A 16,565-nucleotide genomic window follows, 5' to 3' on the forward strand; every position below is an offset into this window, starting at 1 on the left:
GGGAAAACGAATTAATATGGATATTTACGAAAGAAACAATTGCCAACACAGTTGAAAAATCAACGTTTAAGCAGCAGTGATGAATAATTGTAACAATACCAATTTAATATCTTAACTTCGGGGCAGGGTGAAATTCCCTACCGGCGGTGATAAGGCTTAGCCTTTTAGTCCGTGACCCGTATTCAAATACGGTGGATCTGGTGTAACTCCAGAGCCGACAGTGAAAGTCTGGATGGGAGAAGTTTATTGCAAAACATGAGGAATGTGATGTTTATTTGCGTATGGTTTTTTGAAAATACGTAAAGACATGATGTTATTTAATGAACCCCTGAAGAACGTTTCAGGGGTTTTTTGTATGGAGGAGGGCTAAGATGTTTACTGGAATTATTGAGGAAAAAGGTACGGTAACCGAAATCAAAAAACAGGATCAAGCGATGCAAATTGTCGTTAGAGGGGATAAGGTTCTAAGCGATGTGGCATTAGGAGATAGTATAGCAGTTAACGGCGTTTGCTTAACGGTTACAGCATTTACGGATCACACTTTTTCTGTTGACGTTATGCCAGAGACCTTTCAAGCAACGACATTAAACCAGTTAAAGACACATTCTGCTGTGAATTTAGAACGTGCGATGTCGCCGATGTCACGGTTTGGTGGTCACATTGTTTCCGGACATGTTGACGGGAAAGGAACCGTTGTTTCTCGACGACGTGTTGAAAACGCCGTTTATTTTGATATTCGTGTCCAGCCTGAACGAACAAAGTACATTGTGCAAAAAGGTTCTGTTGCTGTAGATGGCATTAGCCTAACGGTCTTTTCAATTAAAGATAATCAATTTACTATTTCCATTATTCCGCACACGCTAGATGAGACGATCATCGGTAGCAAACAAGTCGGTGATGAAGTGAACATTGAATGTGATGTCATAGGAAAGTATGTTGAACGATTATTAACAGCTAACGATACGTCGATTCCAAAAGGAAATTTAACAGAAGTCTTACAAGAAAACGGGTATATGTAGAGAGGGGATGGCTCCGTGTTTGACTCAATAGAACATGCGCTTGCTGCTTTAAAAGCAGGAGGAATGATTATTGTTTGTGATGACGAGGATCGTGAAAATGAAGGTGATTTTTTAGCTTTAGGAGAAAAGACGACGGCTCAGACAATTAATTTCATGGCAACACATGGAAGAGGATTGATTTGTACACCAATCACAAAAGAAAAAGCACAAACCCTCCAGCTTAATCAAATGGTGACACACAATACGGATTCACATGAAACAGCTTTTACCGTAAGCGTGGATCATCGTAACACCACAACTGGAATTTCTGCTCAAGAGCGGGCAGATACGGTTCAAGGGCTAGTCTCTAAAGATGCAGTAGCAAGTGATTTTAAACGACCTGGACATATCTTTCCACTTGTTGCAAAAGAGGGTGGTGTATTAAGACGAACCGGCCATACGGAGGCGGCAGTTGATTTTGCCACATTATGTGGGGCGGATCCTGTAGGTGTTATTTGCGAAATTATGAATGAAGATGGAACGATGGCTCGTGTACCGGAATTACGTAAAATTGCAGATGAACATGGTCTACCAATGGTGACGATTAAAGATTTAATTGCGTATCGTCGTAAAACCGAATCGGTCATTCATCGGGAAGCGGAGATTCAATTACCAACGGAATTTGGGACATTTCGAGCAATTGGCTACACCAACACTTTAGATGATAAAGAAAGTGTCGCACTTGTAAAAGGGACAATTGAAGAAGGAGAACCGATTCTTGTGCGAGTGCATTCTGAATGTTTAACAGGCGATGTGTTTGGCTCGAAGCGATGTGACTGTGGGCCTCAACTTCACGCTGCTTTAAAACAAATTGAGGAGGCAGGTAGCGGAATTTTGCTTTATATGAAGCAGGAAGGAAGAGGCATTGGTTTAATCAACAAGTTAAAAGCATATGAGCTTCAAGAAAAAGGGTTTGATACAGTTGAAGCAAATGAAAAATTAGGATTCCCAGCAGATTTGAGAGATTATGGCGTTGGCGCTCAGATTCTTAAAGATTTAGGGATTAAAGAAATGAAGATTCTAACGAATAACCCTCGTAAAATTGCAGGACTGGAAGGGTACGACTTAAAAGTTGTGGAGCGCGTGCCGCTTCAACTTGAAGGATTTGCTGAAAATGAGCGTTATTTAAAAACAAAAAAAGATAAGTTAGGGCACATGCTGCACCTTTAGGAGGAACTAGATATGGGAACGGTTTATGAAGGACATTTAGTTGCAACGGATTTGAAAATCGGAATTGTTGTCGGGCGGTTTAACGATTTTATAACGAGTAAACTTTTAAGCGGTGCACAAGATGCATTTGTCCGTCATGGAGCAGAGGAGCGTAATGTGGATGTTGCGTGGGTGCCAGGCGCATTTGAAATTCCATTTGCAGCAAAACAAATGGCAGACTCAGGCAACTATGATGCAATCGTAACATTAGGTACAGTGATTCGAGGTTCAACTCCTCACTTTGATTATGTGTGTGGGGAAACGGCCAAAGGTGTATCAAACTTAAATATGACAAGTGGCATTCCTGTTATTTTTGGTGTATTAACAACAGATACAATTGAGCAGGCGGTTGAGCGAGCTGGTACAAAAGCTGGAAATAAAGGATGGGAAGCTGCAACGGCTGCCATTGAAATGGCGAATTTAGCAAAACAATTTAATAAATAACCTTCTACAGTTGCCCCTATCACTTTAGTAAGTGGTAGGGGTATTTCCATTTAATGGATTGCGAAAATTGTCATATAATCGTTCTCATTAAGGATATTCATAAGCTACAATTAAGAATGGTCAACTTAGAGAAAGTAGGGGAGAACGATTTACAAAGAAACATTAACTGAACTAATTACGTTAGCGATTAAGAAAAAGACATTGCTTGCAACGAGTAAGCTTGCGTTTTTATTATCTGCCATGCTTGCAGGTGGCTACGTTGCGATTGCTGTTGTACTTGTATACATTATCGGTGATCCGATTGTACAAAGCTTCCCAGCCTTTACACCAATTGTTATGGGACTAGCTTTTGGTGTAGCACTGTTGCTTGTTATTTATGCTGGATCTGATTTATTTACAGGTAGTGTGCTGTACTATACAGTGTCCACGTTACAGAAAAAAACATCGATTAAAGATACGTTAACAAACTGGATTTGGACCTATGGCGGAAATTTACTAGGTGCCTTATTTATAGCAGGACTCATTTATATGACGGGCATTTTTGCTGGTATAACAGAAGATCATTATTTGTTACAAGTGACGGAGAAAAAAATGACCACCGACACAATGGAGTTATTTTTTAGAGGAATCTTTTGTAACTGGCTTGTGTGCTTAGCAATTTGGACACCGATGCGTTTAAAAAACGAGATGGCGAAATTGTTTGTTGTTTTTATTATTATCTTTGCATTCTTCGCATCTGGTTATGAGCATAGTATTGCGAATATGGGATTGTTCCACTTAGCCCTTCTTCATAATCCTGGAGTTGAAGCAATTTCACTTGCAGGCTATGCAGCGAACATGATTCCTGTTACACTTGGAAACATTATTGGTGGAAGTGTGTTTGTCGGTATGGTTTACTATTACATTTCGAAAAAAAGTGAAATACAAGGAAATGAGCCGAAATAAACGCTAGGAAGTGAACCAGCTCTGGTTCCTTCCTTTTTACGTTTTTCGAGTGCGGAGAAGGTGCTTATGGACAAGCTGTTCTTCGTTTAATGGGCTTTTTTTTCCCCATTCTCCCTGTGCATGCCGTTTGCATGTTGCGAGGAGCTGCTTATCAATGAGGGGGAGGTCGTAATCAATAAACGGTCTAGTGCCGATTTGATTGAAGTGATCTTGTAAATCAAGTTGGAGCTGTTGTTCGTCAATCCCTAGTTGATTGAGCTGAAATGAACGTGTTTGTAAACGAGTTAGCACGCGATGAAAAAGAATTTTAGCCCCTTTTTCATTTCCTCTCCTTTCATGGTAAAGCGCAACGGCGGTTTGGATGAGAACGACATAAGGTGACAATCGGTCTGGGTCAGGCTGTTTCTTCCATTCATGTTCCAAAACTTCATGGCATTCAAAATAATCACGGTCGACATGGAAATAATGGAGAAACGCTAAATAATTGCTGGGATACAATTCTTTTCGACTCCTTTCGAGTTATTTCTTGAAAAAAGCCCTCCTAATCGATTATGGTATACTTAACAAAAAATGATTGGTGAGAAGAAAATGACGATTTATAACGTAAAAACACCGTTATTCGAGGGGCCACTTGATTTATTATTGCATTTAATCTCACAAGCTGAAGTAGATATTTATGATATCCCAGTTGCGACGATAACGGATCAATATTTAGACTATATCCATACAATGCAGGAACTCGAGTTAGATGTTGCGAGTGAATACCTTGTAATGGCTGCAACGTTACTGCAAATTAAGAGTCAAATGTTGCTTCCAAAACAAGAAGAATTGTTTGATGAAAATGAGCAATGGTTAGAAGAAGATCCTCGAGATGAACTGATTGAACAATTAATTGAGTATAAAACCTATAAAGAAGCAGCCAAACATTTAAAAGATCAAGAAGAAGTACGCCATTCTTTACATACGAGAAAACCTGAGGAATTACAGCATTTTTTGTCGGACGAGGAAGAACGGCAGCTACAAATTCAACACGTAACCCTTGTGGACATGCTGGGCGCCTTTCAAAAGATGCTGCAGCGAAATGCTTGGAATCGACCTAAAACAAAAGTGGTCCATTCTGAGGAGCAATCGGTTGAAAAACGAATTGTTGAGCTGTTAAATCAGATTGAAAGAATGAACGGGCCAACACAATTTTCTACATTGGTCGAGCGAGAAGATCGCTCTTCTATGATTGTCTCGTTTTTAGCAATCCTTGAGTTAATTAAAACATCAACAATCTATTGTGTTCAAGATCAAAGTTTTGAAGAAATTATGATTTTTATACGGGACGGAGAAATAAATGGACGCTGAAACATTGGCAAAAATTGAAGGACTGTTATTTGTAGTTGGAGACGAAGGCATTTCTATATCAGAACTAAAGGATTTAATTGAGCTTGAAGATGACGTGATTGAAGCTGGATTAGAACGGTTAAAGCAAGACATGGAACAAACAAATCGTGGCATTCGTATCGCGAGATTAGGGAATCGCTTTCGTTTAACGACAAAAGTTGAGCACGCACCCTTATATAAAAAGTTAGCCGCTTCACCGATTCAAGGAGGTTTATCAAGAGCAGCACTGGAAACATTGGCGATTATCGCTTATAAACAACCGATTACAAGAGTGGAAATTGATGATATTCGCGGTGTGAAATCAGATAAAGCAATTCAATCTCTTTCATCAAAATTATTAATTGAAGAGCAAGGACGTGTGGCTGGAACGGGACGAGCGATTTTATTTGGAACCAGTCAGTATTTTCTTGATCATTTTAACTTGGAAACGTTAGATGATTTGCCGAGTCTGTCTGAATTAGATTTAACTAGTGATGTTCTTGAAGAAGATACTGACTTGTTTTTTGAACAGTTGAATGAGCTTGAAGAAGAATAAACGAAGAAGATAAATGCCTTTAAAAAGGATTTATCTTTTTTGTGATGCAGGCTTTTATCACGGAAACAAGTGTAGTTGCATATTGTTTTTTAGGAGAGGCGAGGTGATGATCATCGATACACATATGCGTTCGGTTCGAGAATGGTGTCAGCAGTTAGAACAATTATGGCAAGAACAACAAGATTACCTGATTGAACAAGTAGATTCTAGTACCATGGAGCAGTTTTTTCATGCACGCGAGCGATTACAGCATGCATTAACGTATGAATCAATGGATGTTGATGATGCAGCAGCAAATATTTATAACCTATGGCAAGGGATGAACGAGCAAAGTCAACAGCGCCAATCAAGACAGGTAGGCACACATACATTACCGAGTTTATCGTATCCATATAACGGCTTGGAGCCGCATATTGATGAAAAAACGATGCGTATCCATCATTCGATTCATCATAAGAGTTATGTAGATGGTTTGAATAAAGCAGAGAAAGAGCTGGAAAAGGCAAGACAAACGGACCAATTTGAATTGATTAAACATTGGGAACGTGAGCTAGCTTTTCATGGTGCGGGTCATTATTTGCATACGTTATTTTGGGAAATGATGAAGCCTAACGGTGGCGGAAAGCCGACGGGACCTTTATTGAGAGAGATCGAACGTTGCTTCGGTTCGTTTGAAAAAATGAAGCAACAATTTACGATGGCTGCCGATAAAGTGGAAGGAGCGGGCTGGGCGCTACTCGTGTGGTCGCCAAGAGGGCACCAACTAGAGATTTTGCAAGCAGAGAAGCATCAGCAACTATCACAACAAGATCAAATTCCTTTGCTTGCGATTGATGTTTGGGAGCATGCCTATTACTTAAAGCATCAAAATGAGCGAAAGGCGTATGTCGATGCTTGGTGGCATGTTGTAAATTGGAAAGCGGTGCAAGAGCGGTATCGAATAGCGAACCAAGTGAAATGGAAAAAAAGTTAAGGCTAACGCACATGGATTGTGCATTAGCCTTTTTTATGGTCTAAAGAATAGGTGAAAGTAAGCGAGAGATCGACTCCTTAAAGCGGATTCGTTTGCCTCTTGCTTCATACAACTCGTTCGTTAAAAGCGTCGATACGTTTACGTCTTCTGCAAAATCTTGAATTAATTGCTTTGCGATTATAGGATCATAGATAAAAGCGTTCACTTCAAAATTTAATTTAAAGCTTCGTTGGTCAATGTTTGCTGTTCCAACAGAGCTAACTTTTTCATCCACGATCAGTACTTTGTTATGAATAAAGCCATTTTCATAGATATAAATTTTTGCGCCTGCTTTTAACATTTCACCAATATGGGACGTAGTTGCCCAATAAACAAACATATGGTCAGGTTTATTAGGGATCATTATTTTCACTTCAATCCCTGTTTGGGACGCGACTTGCAGGGCATCAAGTAACGTTTTATCTGGGATGAAATAAGGAGTCTGAATAATAATCGATTTCCTTGCATCCATAATCATTTTTAAATAGCCGTTTTTTATTTGTTCGAACTCTGAGTCAGGGCCACTCGAAACAATTTGCATTGGCGTATTTCCCTTTGATTCAACTTCTGGGAAATAGCGATTATGATAAGAGATGTGATAATCTTTTGCTGCTTGATTCCAGTCTAAAATAAAACGTGTTTGAATGGCAGCTAAAGCAGGCCCTTCAATTCTCAAGTGTGTATCACGCCAGTAACCGAACTTTTTTTTCTTTCCTAAATATTCATCTCCAACGTTAAAGCCGCCAACATACCCGCATTTGCCATCAATATTCACGAGTTTTCTATGGTTTCGAAAGTTGAGACGGAGGTTAACAATGGTGAATTTAGAAGGGAAAAAGATCCCCACCTCGCCGCCAGCTTCTCGAAAGGCTTTTAAATACTTTTTTCGCATCGATCTTGAACCTAGATCATCGTAAAGTAAGCGAACTTTAACGCCTTCTTTTGCCTTTTCAGTTAACGCATCAACGATTTCTTTTCCAAGTCCGTCATAGCGAAAAATGTAATATTGGATGTGAATAAATGTCTGTGCGCTACGAATATCCGCAAGCAACTGTGAGAATTTTTTTTCGCCGTCTGAATAAATGGTAACGTGGTTTTCTTTCGTTAAGATCGCATCGTTATTCATTAAATGCATATAGATCAAATCACGATTATTTTCGACAGTCGTGCTGTTATATCGAAAATCCGGGTTGAGAACGTCTTCCTTTTGTTGATCAATTAAATGATCGAGCCCAACTTTTTTTATTCCTTCCCACTGGAACATTTTTCTTCGTGTTAACGTCTGCCCAAGCAAGATATAAATAATAAAACCGACGAGGGGGATGAAAAACAAAATGAGTAGCCATGCCCAAGTTGCTTGTGCATCTTTTCGTTCAATAAAAATTAAAATGGCTGCAAATAAAATATTAATGACTAGAAGTGCAGCAATGAGGTACGTGGGCATTGCAAATTCAATAAACATAAGTATCAACCTACAACTTTCTTTCTGTTTCTAAAACCTGCCTGAACGGAATATTGCCCATATAATCCATAGAAACATGAGCGATGTAATGGTTAAACCAATTTCAATTGCCGGAATTTGCAATAAGATTGTTGGTTCAGCAGTGAGCGATCCACCAATAATGACGCCAGCCATTATAATACTAAAAGACAGTAACACAACGGAGAAAGCGAGTTTATTGCTAATGCGGTCTACTTTTTTAATTAAGTCTTTTATTTCCCCAATCGAAATGGATACTTTTAATTTTCCATCACGAATTTCCTTAAGCGTATTGCTAACGTCCTTTGGTAATAAACGAATCGTATGAAAGCTATCCTGCGTTTCTTTTTGAATCTTGCGAGCATATCGACGAGGATCATAGCGTTCTTTTATTAAGATTCGACCAAACGGTTCAACAATATCAATAATTGCAATCGATGGTGCAAGATGGGAAACAATTGATTCTACCGCTAAAAGCGCTTTTCCAAGCATGGTTAAATCTGGCGGGATTAAACAATCATGTTGGTTCGCAACGGCGAACAAGTCTTGTACTGCTTCGCCGATTGAAATCTCCGCCATCGGCACATCATAATATTTTAATCGCAAGTAATCCAAATCATCGTGCAAACGTGGTCGGTCGACATCTTCATGCACAATATCCATTGCAAATAATGCTTCCATCACACGGTCGGTATGTCGACTTTTTAATCCTTGAACTAACAGCGCTAAGCTATGGCGCATGTCGTCTGATAAGCGGCCAACCATGCCGAAATCGATTAAGATAATATCATTGTTTTTGGTGACGAAAATGTTTCCTGGGTGCGGATCACCATGGAAAAAACCGTGAACAAAGATTTGCTCAAACATACCTGTAGCAAAGCGTTCAGCGACTAATTCTTGATCATATCCTTTTTCGTATGTAGCTTCTGTAATTTTGGTTCCCTCTACTTTTGACATCGTCAGCACTTTCATTGATGAGTAAGCAGAATAGATAATCGGAGAGTACATGGTGGTTTCATCTTTTGATTGACGTTTAATTCGCTCTGCGTTTTGCGCTTCGTTTTTATAATTAATTTCTTGTTTTAACGCGCTAGCAAATTCATGAAACAAGTCAATTAAGCGAAATTTTTTCACCCACGCAATGCGATCTTCCGCTAGTTCTAATAAATCTTCAAGAATAGCTAAATCAGTTTCAATTGTATGCTGAATATGAGGGCGACGAATTTTAACAACTACCGATTCACCAGTAGGTAGTTCGGCTTCATGTACTTGCCCAATTGAAGCAGCCGCAAGGGGTTCTGGATTAAAAGAGCGAAAAAGTTGCTCGATTGGAGCATCAAGTTCTTCTTCTAAAATCTCTTTCGCTTCACGGTAAGAAAAGCTCGGAACATTATCTTGAAGCTCTTCCAACTCATTAAGCACGTGCTGAGGGAAAAGATCAGCACGTGTACTCGCTAGTTGACCAAGTTTAATAAATGTGGGTCCTAACTCTTCCAAAAGTAGACGTATCCGTTTTGCTACTGTGAGATCAGAGTCTTTTTTCGTTTTATTTTTTGAACGTGTTCGCTTTCGTCGTTCAAGTAAACCCATGTCTCGGACAATTTGACCAAAGCCATAGTGATAGAGCGCTGTTATAATGTCTTGATACCTTGAAAGGTACCGCATTCTTTTTTTCAGCATTGGTGAATTGTCCTTTCTTACATGTTAATCATTTTTTGATTCGGTTTGTTCTTTTTCATTCATCGTTTTCTCTAAAATTGCAACTCGCGCTTTTAAGGCGTCTACTTCCGCTTGCGTTGCCACATCCATCGAGACTAAATATTGTTTTACCCGTTCGCTAATCATCGATTCAATTTCATTTTGCGCTTTTTTTCCTTTTTCCATTAAATCATCAACGAGTTGATTGGATTCAGACCGCTTTACTTCTCCTCTTTGCACAAGGTCGTTAACCGTTCTTTCAATTTGTTCTTTACTTGCTGAAGCTGCTCCGACCCCTAAAGAATAAACATTATTTAATACATCTCTCATTGCCATGATGTTTTCCTCCTCCAATTCGTGTCATCTTTTTCTATTGTATACAAAGAAAGGAGATGAACACAATTATATTATCGTTTTATACCCTTTTTACGCATTTGTTAATCAAAAGTTTCACATGTTTCTTATGGCGTATAGTTCTGCATATAAAGTGGTTGATCATCAAGCCACTCTGCATAGAAAATCGCTTGATGGCTTAAAAAACCTCGATGCTCAATTTGTTTTTTTAACCATTCTTCCGTTTGATTAATTTGTTTCAATCCTTCATAAATAATTTCGCCATCCATAATTAACGGAACAGGGAGACTAGGCTCTTCATCATAAATTTCGAGTTGCTGGTTTACCGGTGTATTGTAAGCCTGTTTGCGCTGGATGTTAACCGTGCCGTTTGTTTCTAAAATGCCGTACTGAACTTCTCGAATGGAGAAGACCCCTTTTTCTCTCATAAGGTGCTGCAATTGATTCAAGTCTAATTTATTCTTCCGCAATTCATCATACTGAATACGTCCTTTTGCAATAATAATGGAGGGAGATCCTTCAAGTAACCCTCGTGTGAATCGAAATTTTTGAGTGATCATTTCAATTGAATAAATTAAAGAGCCCCATATAAAAATGGCGTATAGCACATAAACAAGATTAATGTTTTCATCATAAATCGCATTTCCTAAGAGTTCCCCGACTACGAGAGCGGAAATGAAATCAAACGGAGTAAGCTGGGTAATTTGGTTTTTTCCAAGTACTTTCGATAAGATTAAGAGCGCAAAAAAACCAATGATCAACTCGGTTGTTAAGGATATATAGCTATGCATCATGTCGTCACCTGATTTGTTTGAGGTATCGTTTATCTCACTAGTTTCTGTTTCAACGGCTGAGCTATTCTGGCAAATGAATGTCAATAATTTCATGTGTAAAGTCTTCTATCTGATACACCCTAACTAGCAAACAACTGCTACTTAACGGGGGGTGAACAAATGTTTAAAAAAGGACTAGCACTTATACTTATCATTTTCTTAACTGCATGTACGGCTTATGAAGATGAGCAAGGGCAAGCATTTATGTTGCAAGAGTCAGCAGGAAAAGGACAAGAAGCGTCCGATCGAGCAAAAGAAGAATTAATTAAGATGGACGAAGTATTAAGCGTGAGAGGAATTCAGCATCGCGATGTAATGATTATGGCCCTTCATGTTAAACAAAAAGATCGTTTTCATTTGAAAGATGTACGCAAACAAGCATTCGATGCGGTTAAATCACTTTATCCAGATTCAACCATTCATATTTCTACAGATAAGAAAATTTACAAAGAACTAGCTGAAGCTGAAGAAAAGATTAAAAGCGATCACTTATCAAATGATGAAGTAGAAAAGGAACTAAAAAAAGTTGAGGCACATGTAAAAGAATAGGGGGGTAATCATGGCTAAGAAAAAACTTACAGAGGATCAACAGCAGTACCAAACGTTGGCAAAACAATATGAGAAAAAACGCCCAGTCTTGAAAAATAGCATCATTGCTTTTTTAATTGGGGGCTCGATTTGTTTAATTGGTCAATGTTTACAAGTATTTTATTACACGTTCTTTGATTTTACAGAAAAGACCGCGAGTAACCCAACCGTAGCCACGTTGATTTTCGTTGCTACACTTATCACTGGCTTAGGATTTTATGATCGAATTGCTCAATTTGCGGGTGCAGGTACAGCGGTTCCTGTTACAGGCTTTGCAAATTCCGTTGCTTCAGCGGCGATTGAGCACCGGACAGAAGGCTATGTGTTAGGTGTAGGTGGAAACATGTTTAAATTAGCAGGTTCTGTTATCGTTTTTGGAACAGTGGCTGCTTTTGTCATTGCTCTTGTCAAAACACTCTTAATAAAAGCAGGGGTGATGTAATGTTAGTGGGAAAACAAAGCTGGCGGTTTGATTCTCATCCAGTCATTGTATCAACAGGTACAGTAGGTGGACCGTTTGAAGGAAATGGAGCAATTCCGGAAGCGTTTGATTTGCTTCATGATGACATGTGGATTGGCGAAAAATCATTTGAGAAAGCACAAACGATGCTTGTTGAAGGCGCCGTCACGACCGCATTAAAAAAAGCATCAGTAAAGAAAGAAGATGTAAATTTTTTGCTTGCTGGAGATCTTGTGAACCAGTTGACGCCTTCTAGTTTTGCTGGACGTTCACTTGCCATTCCTTATTTAGGAATGTTTGGGGCATGTTCAACATCAATGGAAGGTTTAGCACTAGGGTCTTTTTTAGTAAATGGTGGTGGCGCGAATCAAATAGTTAGCGTGGCTTCTAGTCATAATGCTGCAACAGAAAAACAGTTCCGCTATCCAACCGAATATGGCGGTCAAAAACCGCCAACCGCTCAATGGACTGCAACAGCTGCAGGTGCGGCTTTAGTAGCGAAAACAGGTGATGGTCCGATCGTAACCGGAGCGACAATGGGCAAGGTAATTGATATGGGCTTGTCGGATCCGTTTAATATGGGTGGCGCAATGGCTCCAGCGGCAGCAGATACCATTGAAGCTCATTTTAAAGAATTTAATCGTGGACCAGATGACTATGATTTAATTGTTACTGGAGATTTAGGCCAGATTGGTTTGCCGATTTGCCGTGACTTACTTAAGCAAAAAGGATATGAATTAGGTCATGATCGCTTTCAAGACTGTGGATTAATGCTTTACAAAGAAAATCAACCTGTCATTGCAGGTGCAAGTGGACCAGGATGTTCAGCGGTTGTCACATACGGGCACTTGCTAAATCAAGTGAAATCCGGTCAACTCAATCGTCTACTCGTTGTGGCGACTGGCGCGCTATTGTCTCCTCTATCTTTTCAACAGAAAGAATCCATTCCGTGCATCGCTCATGCGGTCGTAATTGAATCGCAAAAGGGGGCACATTAAATGATCTTCTTATGGGCCTTTTTAATTGGTGGAACGATTTGTGTCATTGGACAATTATTAATGGATGTGTGTAAATTAACGCCGGCACATACGATGTCAACTCTTGTTGTAAGTGGGGCTGTATTAGCAGGGTTTGGTTTATATGAACCCCTCGTTGACTTTGCAGGTGCAGGTGCAACGGTTCCCATTACGAGCTTCGGGAACTCCCTCGTACAAGGAGCGATGGAAGAAGCGGATCAAGTAGGATTAATCGGAATTATAACGGGAATTTTTGAAATCACAAGTGCGGGGATATCCGCTGCAATTATTTTTGGGTTTATTGCCGCTCTTGTATTTAAACCAAAAGGATAAAATGAAAGACCGTGCGTTTTGACATTTAGGTGAAGCGCAGCGGTTTTTTTGTTGTGTAGGGGGAGATCTTAGATAGAGTCCACATAATTGGGTGAAAAGGATCATATGACTAGCCCAATATCGTACACAGTTTTTACATCACTAAAAATGTACCAGGAGGCAATTCCTATGACCCAGATACAGATGACAATTAAGAGAAGAGATACAAGGCTTCATTAACACTTCTGTAAGTGACCAACTGCCAAGTCCATTCTCACAACCATCTTTCATCAACTGATGGAAGAACAGCGAATGGTTTATTTACAAGCTGGAGATTACGAGCGATCAAATGAAGAAATCAGACGCCAAGAAACAGTCATTCGTATGTTTTCAAATAAGGAATCCGCCAATCGTTTTATCGATGCAGTGCTCATGAACATCCATAAAAATGGGTTTGGCTCTACTAAGAAATATAGTGAGTGGAACTAGGGTGTATGTAAATTATATTCTTCTCGCATATCTTACTTATTAGCGTTGATGGTGACTCCGACGGGAGAAGCAACCGGCCGAAATTCCAAGAGTGATGTTCTCGAAGGAGTTGAGGCGTTGCCCGTGGAAATTGTGTCCATCCGCGCGATAAGAAATGACGATCAATTGAATTGAACGTTTAATTTTCAAGGAAAAAATGTCGTTTTTAGACAGACCTATTTAAATTTTAAAAGCAGTGTATCGCGGTTTTACACAGAGATGTGGACTTGATTAAGATATCGATCCTTTCTATCATGAATTTAAAGAAGCTTGTCATAATTAGGGCTTGTTCGCATAAATTTTTATATAAACTGTGCGGGAGTTGAGCCGATCCATGATAAAAAAAGGCATGATTAGCATCATTATCTGTTGCTTCTTATTACAAATACTAGCCAGCAGTGTGTATGCAAAAGAGCAAGTGACTTTTCCAATATCCGGACAGGCTGCTGTTTTAATGGAGCAAGAATCTGGTCGTGTTCTTTATGGGAAAAATGAACACCAGCCTTTGAAAATCGCTAGTATTACAAAGATTATGACGGCCATTTTAGCGATTGAATCTGGCAAGCTAGATGAAACAGTTCTCATATCAAAAAACGCTGAGGGAACAGAAGGGTCGTCTCTTTATTTAGTCTCAGGGGAAAAAATGAAACTTGAAGACTTAGTCTACGGTTTAATGATGAGAAGCGGGAATGACGCAGCGATGGCTATTGCTGAACACGTTGGGGGAAGTGTAGAAGGATTTGTGTATATGATGAATGAAAAAGCTGAAGAGATTGGGATGTCTCATACACTTTTTCGGAATCCACATGGATTAGATACACATGAAGATCATTTATCAAGTGCGTATGATATGGCGCTTTTAACCCAATATGCAATGGAAAATGAAACGTATCAAACAATTTCCTCAACAAAAAAATACCGTTCACAAGGAGAGAATGTTCGTGTGTTTCACAACAAAAATCGGTTGCTTACTGAAAAGTACGATTATTCAACTGGCGGGAAAACAGGTTATACAAAATTAGCAAAACGAACGCTCGTGTCAACGGCGAGTAAAGACGGCCTTGATTTAATTACGGTGACGTTAAATGACCCTAATGATTGGGACGACCATATGAATTTATTTAATTGGGGGTTTCGTCACTTTCAGCTTCATACATTAATTGAAGCTGGTCCTGTGCAAGTAGATACTAAGGATGCTTATACCGATCATTTAACTATTAAACACCCAGTTATTTACCCATTAACGACTGAAGAAAGAAGCGCAATTCAACCAAAACTTGAAATTGTACATCCTCCTACCCAGCCGCTAAGTGACGAGGAGCGGACGAAGCCAGTAGGTACATTGAAATTTATCGCGAATGGCGAAGAAATGGAAAGCACTCCGCTTTATTATGAAGAAGGCGAGGAGGAGAAAGAACGATCGTTTTGGGAGAAAATTAGGCAGCTATTTTCCATTGTCGTTGGAGCTGGTTCAAGATGATTAATTATATTTGGGCCGGGATGCTTCTTATCGGATTGGTGTACGCAGCGGTTAATGGAACGATGAGTGAAGTGACGGAAGGTGTGTTTAATGGGGCAAAAGAAGCGGTCGCCATTTGTATTGGTCTTATTAGTGTTCTGACGTTTTGGTTAGGCTTGATGAAAGTCGCCGAGAAAGCAGGTCTTTTAACGCAATTAGCAAAAATGGTACATCCGATTGCTAGAAGAGTGTTTCCAGACGTACCGAAAGATCACCCGGCAATGGGTTATATTTTATCAAACTTAACGGCAAATGTATTTGGATTAGGAAATGCGGCTACGCCGATGGGGATTAAGGCAATGGAAGAATTGAAAAACTTAAATGGTGGCAAAGATGAAGCGAGCCGTTCCATGATTACGCTGCTTGCGCTTAATACAGCATGCTTGACCCTTGTCCCCACGACAGTCATTTCAATTCGGATGTCTTATGGTTCTGAGGCGCCAACAGACATCGTTAGTACAACAATTTTTGCATCTGGATGCGCGATGATTGGCGCCATTTGTATTGACCGCTTTTTTTACTATTTGCGTAGTCGAAAAGGGAGGTCGTCTTAATGGAATGGTTGACGGCACTATCCGTTTGGATGATTCCACTACTGATCGGGATGGTAATCCTCATTGCTACCATCCGTAAAGTCCCTACTTATGAAGTATTTGTATCTGGCGCGAAAGAAGGATTCGGTATGTCTATCTCGATTATTCCTTATCTTGTCGGCATGCTTGTCGCGATTTATGTATTCCGTGCATCTGGAGCGATGGAAGCCCTTGTGTCGGCGATGGCACCAGTTCTATCATGGGTAGGCGTTCCAGCTGATATTGTTCCGCTTGCTCTACTAAGGCCGATTTCAGGTACAGGTGCGCTCGGTTTAATGACGGATTTAACAGCTGTCCACGGGCCCGATTCTTATGTCGGGCGACTTGCAGCAACGCTTCAAGGAAGCACAGACACGACATTTTACATCTTGACCGTTTATTTTGGAGCGGTCGGAATTAAGAAAATGGGGGATGCTTTAAAAGTTGGACTGCTTGCTGATTTGGTTGGAATTATTGCCGCAATTTTTATTGTTAGCTTATTATTCGGTTCATAATAATTGAGAGCCACATCTTATTAACTCTTGTTGATAAGGGAGGCTTTTTTTCGTTTTTATGCGTTAGGCAATGGGTTGAGCTAGAAGGAAACTTAGAA

The 16,565-nt window shown here is 39.8% G+C and carries 20 protein-coding genes and 1 riboswitch; of the genes, 15 read left to right on the forward strand and 5 right to left on the reverse strand.

Annotated elements, in window-relative coordinates:
* Window positions 1–109 precede the first annotated feature (109 nt).
* Window positions 110–248: riboswitch (FMN riboswitch) on the forward strand.
* Window positions 249–371: 123 nt separating this feature from the next.
* The 4 genes from ribE (at window position 372) to ACE1TH_RS05130 (ending at window position 3,656) form a co-directional block, all read left to right on the forward strand.
* A complete protein-coding gene (gene ribE / locus ACE1TH_RS05115; protein WP_375078455.1) occupies window positions 372–1,019 on the forward strand; it encodes a riboflavin synthase in 648 nt (215 codons plus the stop codon).
* A 15-nt stretch (window positions 1,020–1,034) separates the two neighbouring features.
* Window positions 1,035–2,228 (forward strand): bifunctional 3,4-dihydroxy-2-butanone-4-phosphate synthase/GTP cyclohydrolase II, encoded by a 1,194-nt coding sequence (locus tag ACE1TH_RS05120; RefSeq protein WP_375078456.1) that lies wholly within the window; start codon window positions 1,035–1,037, stop codon window positions 2,226–2,228.
* A gap of 12 nt (window positions 2,229–2,240) precedes the next feature.
* Entirely contained in the window at window positions 2,241–2,711 is a 471-nt protein-coding gene (ribH, locus tag ACE1TH_RS05125; RefSeq protein WP_375078457.1) for a 6,7-dimethyl-8-ribityllumazine synthase, read from the forward strand.
* 186 nt (window positions 2,712–2,897) lie between these two features.
* Window positions 2,898–3,656, forward strand: a complete 759-nt coding sequence (locus tag ACE1TH_RS05130) for a formate/nitrite transporter family protein (RefSeq protein WP_375078796.1) — start codon at window positions 2,898–2,900, stop codon at window positions 3,654–3,656.
* Between the two features lie 36 nt (window positions 3,657–3,692).
* Here the strand turns inward: ACE1TH_RS05130 and ACE1TH_RS05135 are convergent, their stop codons facing one another.
* Window positions 3,693–4,154 carry a DUF309 domain-containing protein gene (locus ACE1TH_RS05135; protein ID WP_375078458.1) on the reverse strand — a complete coding sequence of 154 codons (462 nt, stop codon included), beginning with the start codon at window positions 4,152–4,154 and terminating at the stop codon, window positions 3,693–3,695.
* A 90-nt stretch (window positions 4,155–4,244) separates the two neighbouring features.
* On the opposite strand from ACE1TH_RS05135, the gene ACE1TH_RS05140 reads away from it, so the two are divergent.
* The 3 genes from ACE1TH_RS05140 (at window position 4,245) to ACE1TH_RS05150 (ending at window position 6,553) form a co-directional block, all read left to right on the forward strand.
* The gene (locus tag ACE1TH_RS05140) at window positions 4,245–5,006 is read left to right on the forward strand and encodes a segregation/condensation protein A (protein WP_099300921.1); all 762 of its coding nucleotides are present in this window, start codon (window positions 4,245–4,247) and stop codon (window positions 5,004–5,006) included.
* Window positions 4,996–5,580 (forward strand): SMC-Scp complex subunit ScpB, encoded by a 585-nt coding sequence (gene scpB, locus ACE1TH_RS05145; RefSeq protein WP_375078459.1) that lies wholly within the window; start codon window positions 4,996–4,998, stop codon window positions 5,578–5,580. The genes ACE1TH_RS05140 and scpB overlap by 11 nt, the downstream gene beginning before the upstream one ends.
* 106 nt (window positions 5,581–5,686) lie before the next feature.
* Window positions 5,687–6,553: a superoxide dismutase gene (locus tag ACE1TH_RS05150; protein ID WP_375078460.1), complete on the forward strand. Its 867-nt coding sequence runs from the start codon at window positions 5,687–5,689 to the stop codon at window positions 6,551–6,553.
* A gap of 40 nt (window positions 6,554–6,593) precedes the next feature.
* Here ACE1TH_RS05150 and cls read toward each other — a convergent pair whose 3' ends face one another.
* From cls to ACE1TH_RS05170, 4 genes are all read right to left on the reverse strand, one after another.
* Window positions 6,594–8,054, reverse strand: coding sequence for a cardiolipin synthase (gene cls / locus ACE1TH_RS05155; protein ID WP_099300918.1), 1,461 nt, complete (start codon window positions 8,052–8,054; stop codon window positions 6,594–6,596).
* 30 nt (window positions 8,055–8,084) lie between these two features.
* The gene (locus tag ACE1TH_RS05160) at window positions 8,085–9,752 is read right to left on the reverse strand and encodes an ABC1 kinase family protein (RefSeq protein WP_099300917.1); all 1,668 of its coding nucleotides are present in this window, start codon (window positions 9,750–9,752) and stop codon (window positions 8,085–8,087) included.
* Window positions 9,753–9,776: 24 nt separating this feature from the next.
* Window positions 9,777–10,106 carry a phasin family protein gene (locus ACE1TH_RS05165; protein ID WP_255223288.1) on the reverse strand — a complete coding sequence of 110 codons (330 nt, stop codon included), beginning with the start codon at window positions 10,104–10,106 and terminating at the stop codon, window positions 9,777–9,779.
* A gap of 125 nt (window positions 10,107–10,231) precedes the next feature.
* On the reverse strand, window positions 10,232–11,011 hold the full coding sequence (locus ACE1TH_RS05170; protein WP_375078461.1) for a DUF421 domain-containing protein: 780 nt from the start codon (window positions 11,009–11,011) through the stop codon (window positions 10,232–10,234).
* Window positions 11,012–11,077: 66 nt separating this feature from the next.
* Between ACE1TH_RS05170 and ACE1TH_RS05175 the strand changes: the two genes are divergently transcribed.
* The 8 genes from ACE1TH_RS05175 to ACE1TH_RS05210 all read left to right on the forward strand — a co-directional run bounded on the left by ACE1TH_RS05175 (window position 11,078) and on the right by ACE1TH_RS05210 (window position 16,467).
* On the forward strand, window positions 11,078–11,506 hold the full coding sequence (locus ACE1TH_RS05175; RefSeq protein ID WP_099300915.1) for a hypothetical protein: 429 nt from the start codon (window positions 11,078–11,080) through the stop codon (window positions 11,504–11,506).
* A 10-nt stretch (window positions 11,507–11,516) separates the two neighbouring features.
* On the forward strand, window positions 11,517–11,987 hold the full coding sequence (gene spoVAC / locus ACE1TH_RS05180; protein WP_099300914.1) for a stage V sporulation protein AC: 471 nt from the start codon (window positions 11,517–11,519) through the stop codon (window positions 11,985–11,987).
* The gene (spoVAD, locus tag ACE1TH_RS05185; protein WP_099300913.1) at window positions 11,987–13,003 is read left to right on the forward strand and encodes a stage V sporulation protein AD; all 1,017 of its coding nucleotides are present in this window, start codon (window positions 11,987–11,989) and stop codon (window positions 13,001–13,003) included. Before spoVAC ends, spoVAD begins: the two co-directional genes overlap by 1 nt.
* Window positions 13,004–13,354: a stage V sporulation protein AE gene (gene spoVAE / locus ACE1TH_RS05190; protein WP_099300912.1), complete on the forward strand. Its 351-nt coding sequence runs from the start codon at window positions 13,004–13,006 to the stop codon at window positions 13,352–13,354.
* A 276-nt stretch (window positions 13,355–13,630) separates the two neighbouring features.
* Window positions 13,631–13,822, forward strand: a complete 192-nt coding sequence (locus ACE1TH_RS05195; protein WP_141556751.1) for a transposase — start codon at window positions 13,631–13,633, stop codon at window positions 13,820–13,822.
* Between the two features lie 373 nt (window positions 13,823–14,195).
* Window positions 14,196–15,341, forward strand: coding sequence for a D-alanyl-D-alanine carboxypeptidase family protein (locus tag ACE1TH_RS05200; protein ID WP_099300911.1), 1,146 nt, complete (start codon window positions 14,196–14,198; stop codon window positions 15,339–15,341).
* On the forward strand, window positions 15,338–15,934 hold the full coding sequence (locus ACE1TH_RS05205) for a nucleoside recognition domain-containing protein (RefSeq protein WP_099300910.1): 597 nt from the start codon (window positions 15,338–15,340) through the stop codon (window positions 15,932–15,934). The genes ACE1TH_RS05200 and ACE1TH_RS05205 overlap by 4 nt, the downstream gene beginning before the upstream one ends.
* On the forward strand, window positions 15,934–16,467 hold the full coding sequence (locus ACE1TH_RS05210; RefSeq protein WP_099300909.1) for a spore maturation protein: 534 nt from the start codon (window positions 15,934–15,936) through the stop codon (window positions 16,465–16,467). Before ACE1TH_RS05205 ends, ACE1TH_RS05210 begins: the two co-directional genes overlap by 1 nt.
* Window positions 16,468–16,565 lie beyond the last annotated feature (98 nt).

Source organism: Shouchella sp. JSM 1781072 (assembly GCF_041949915.1).
Lineage (GTDB): Bacteria > Bacillota > Bacilli > Bacillales > Bacillaceae_D > Shouchella.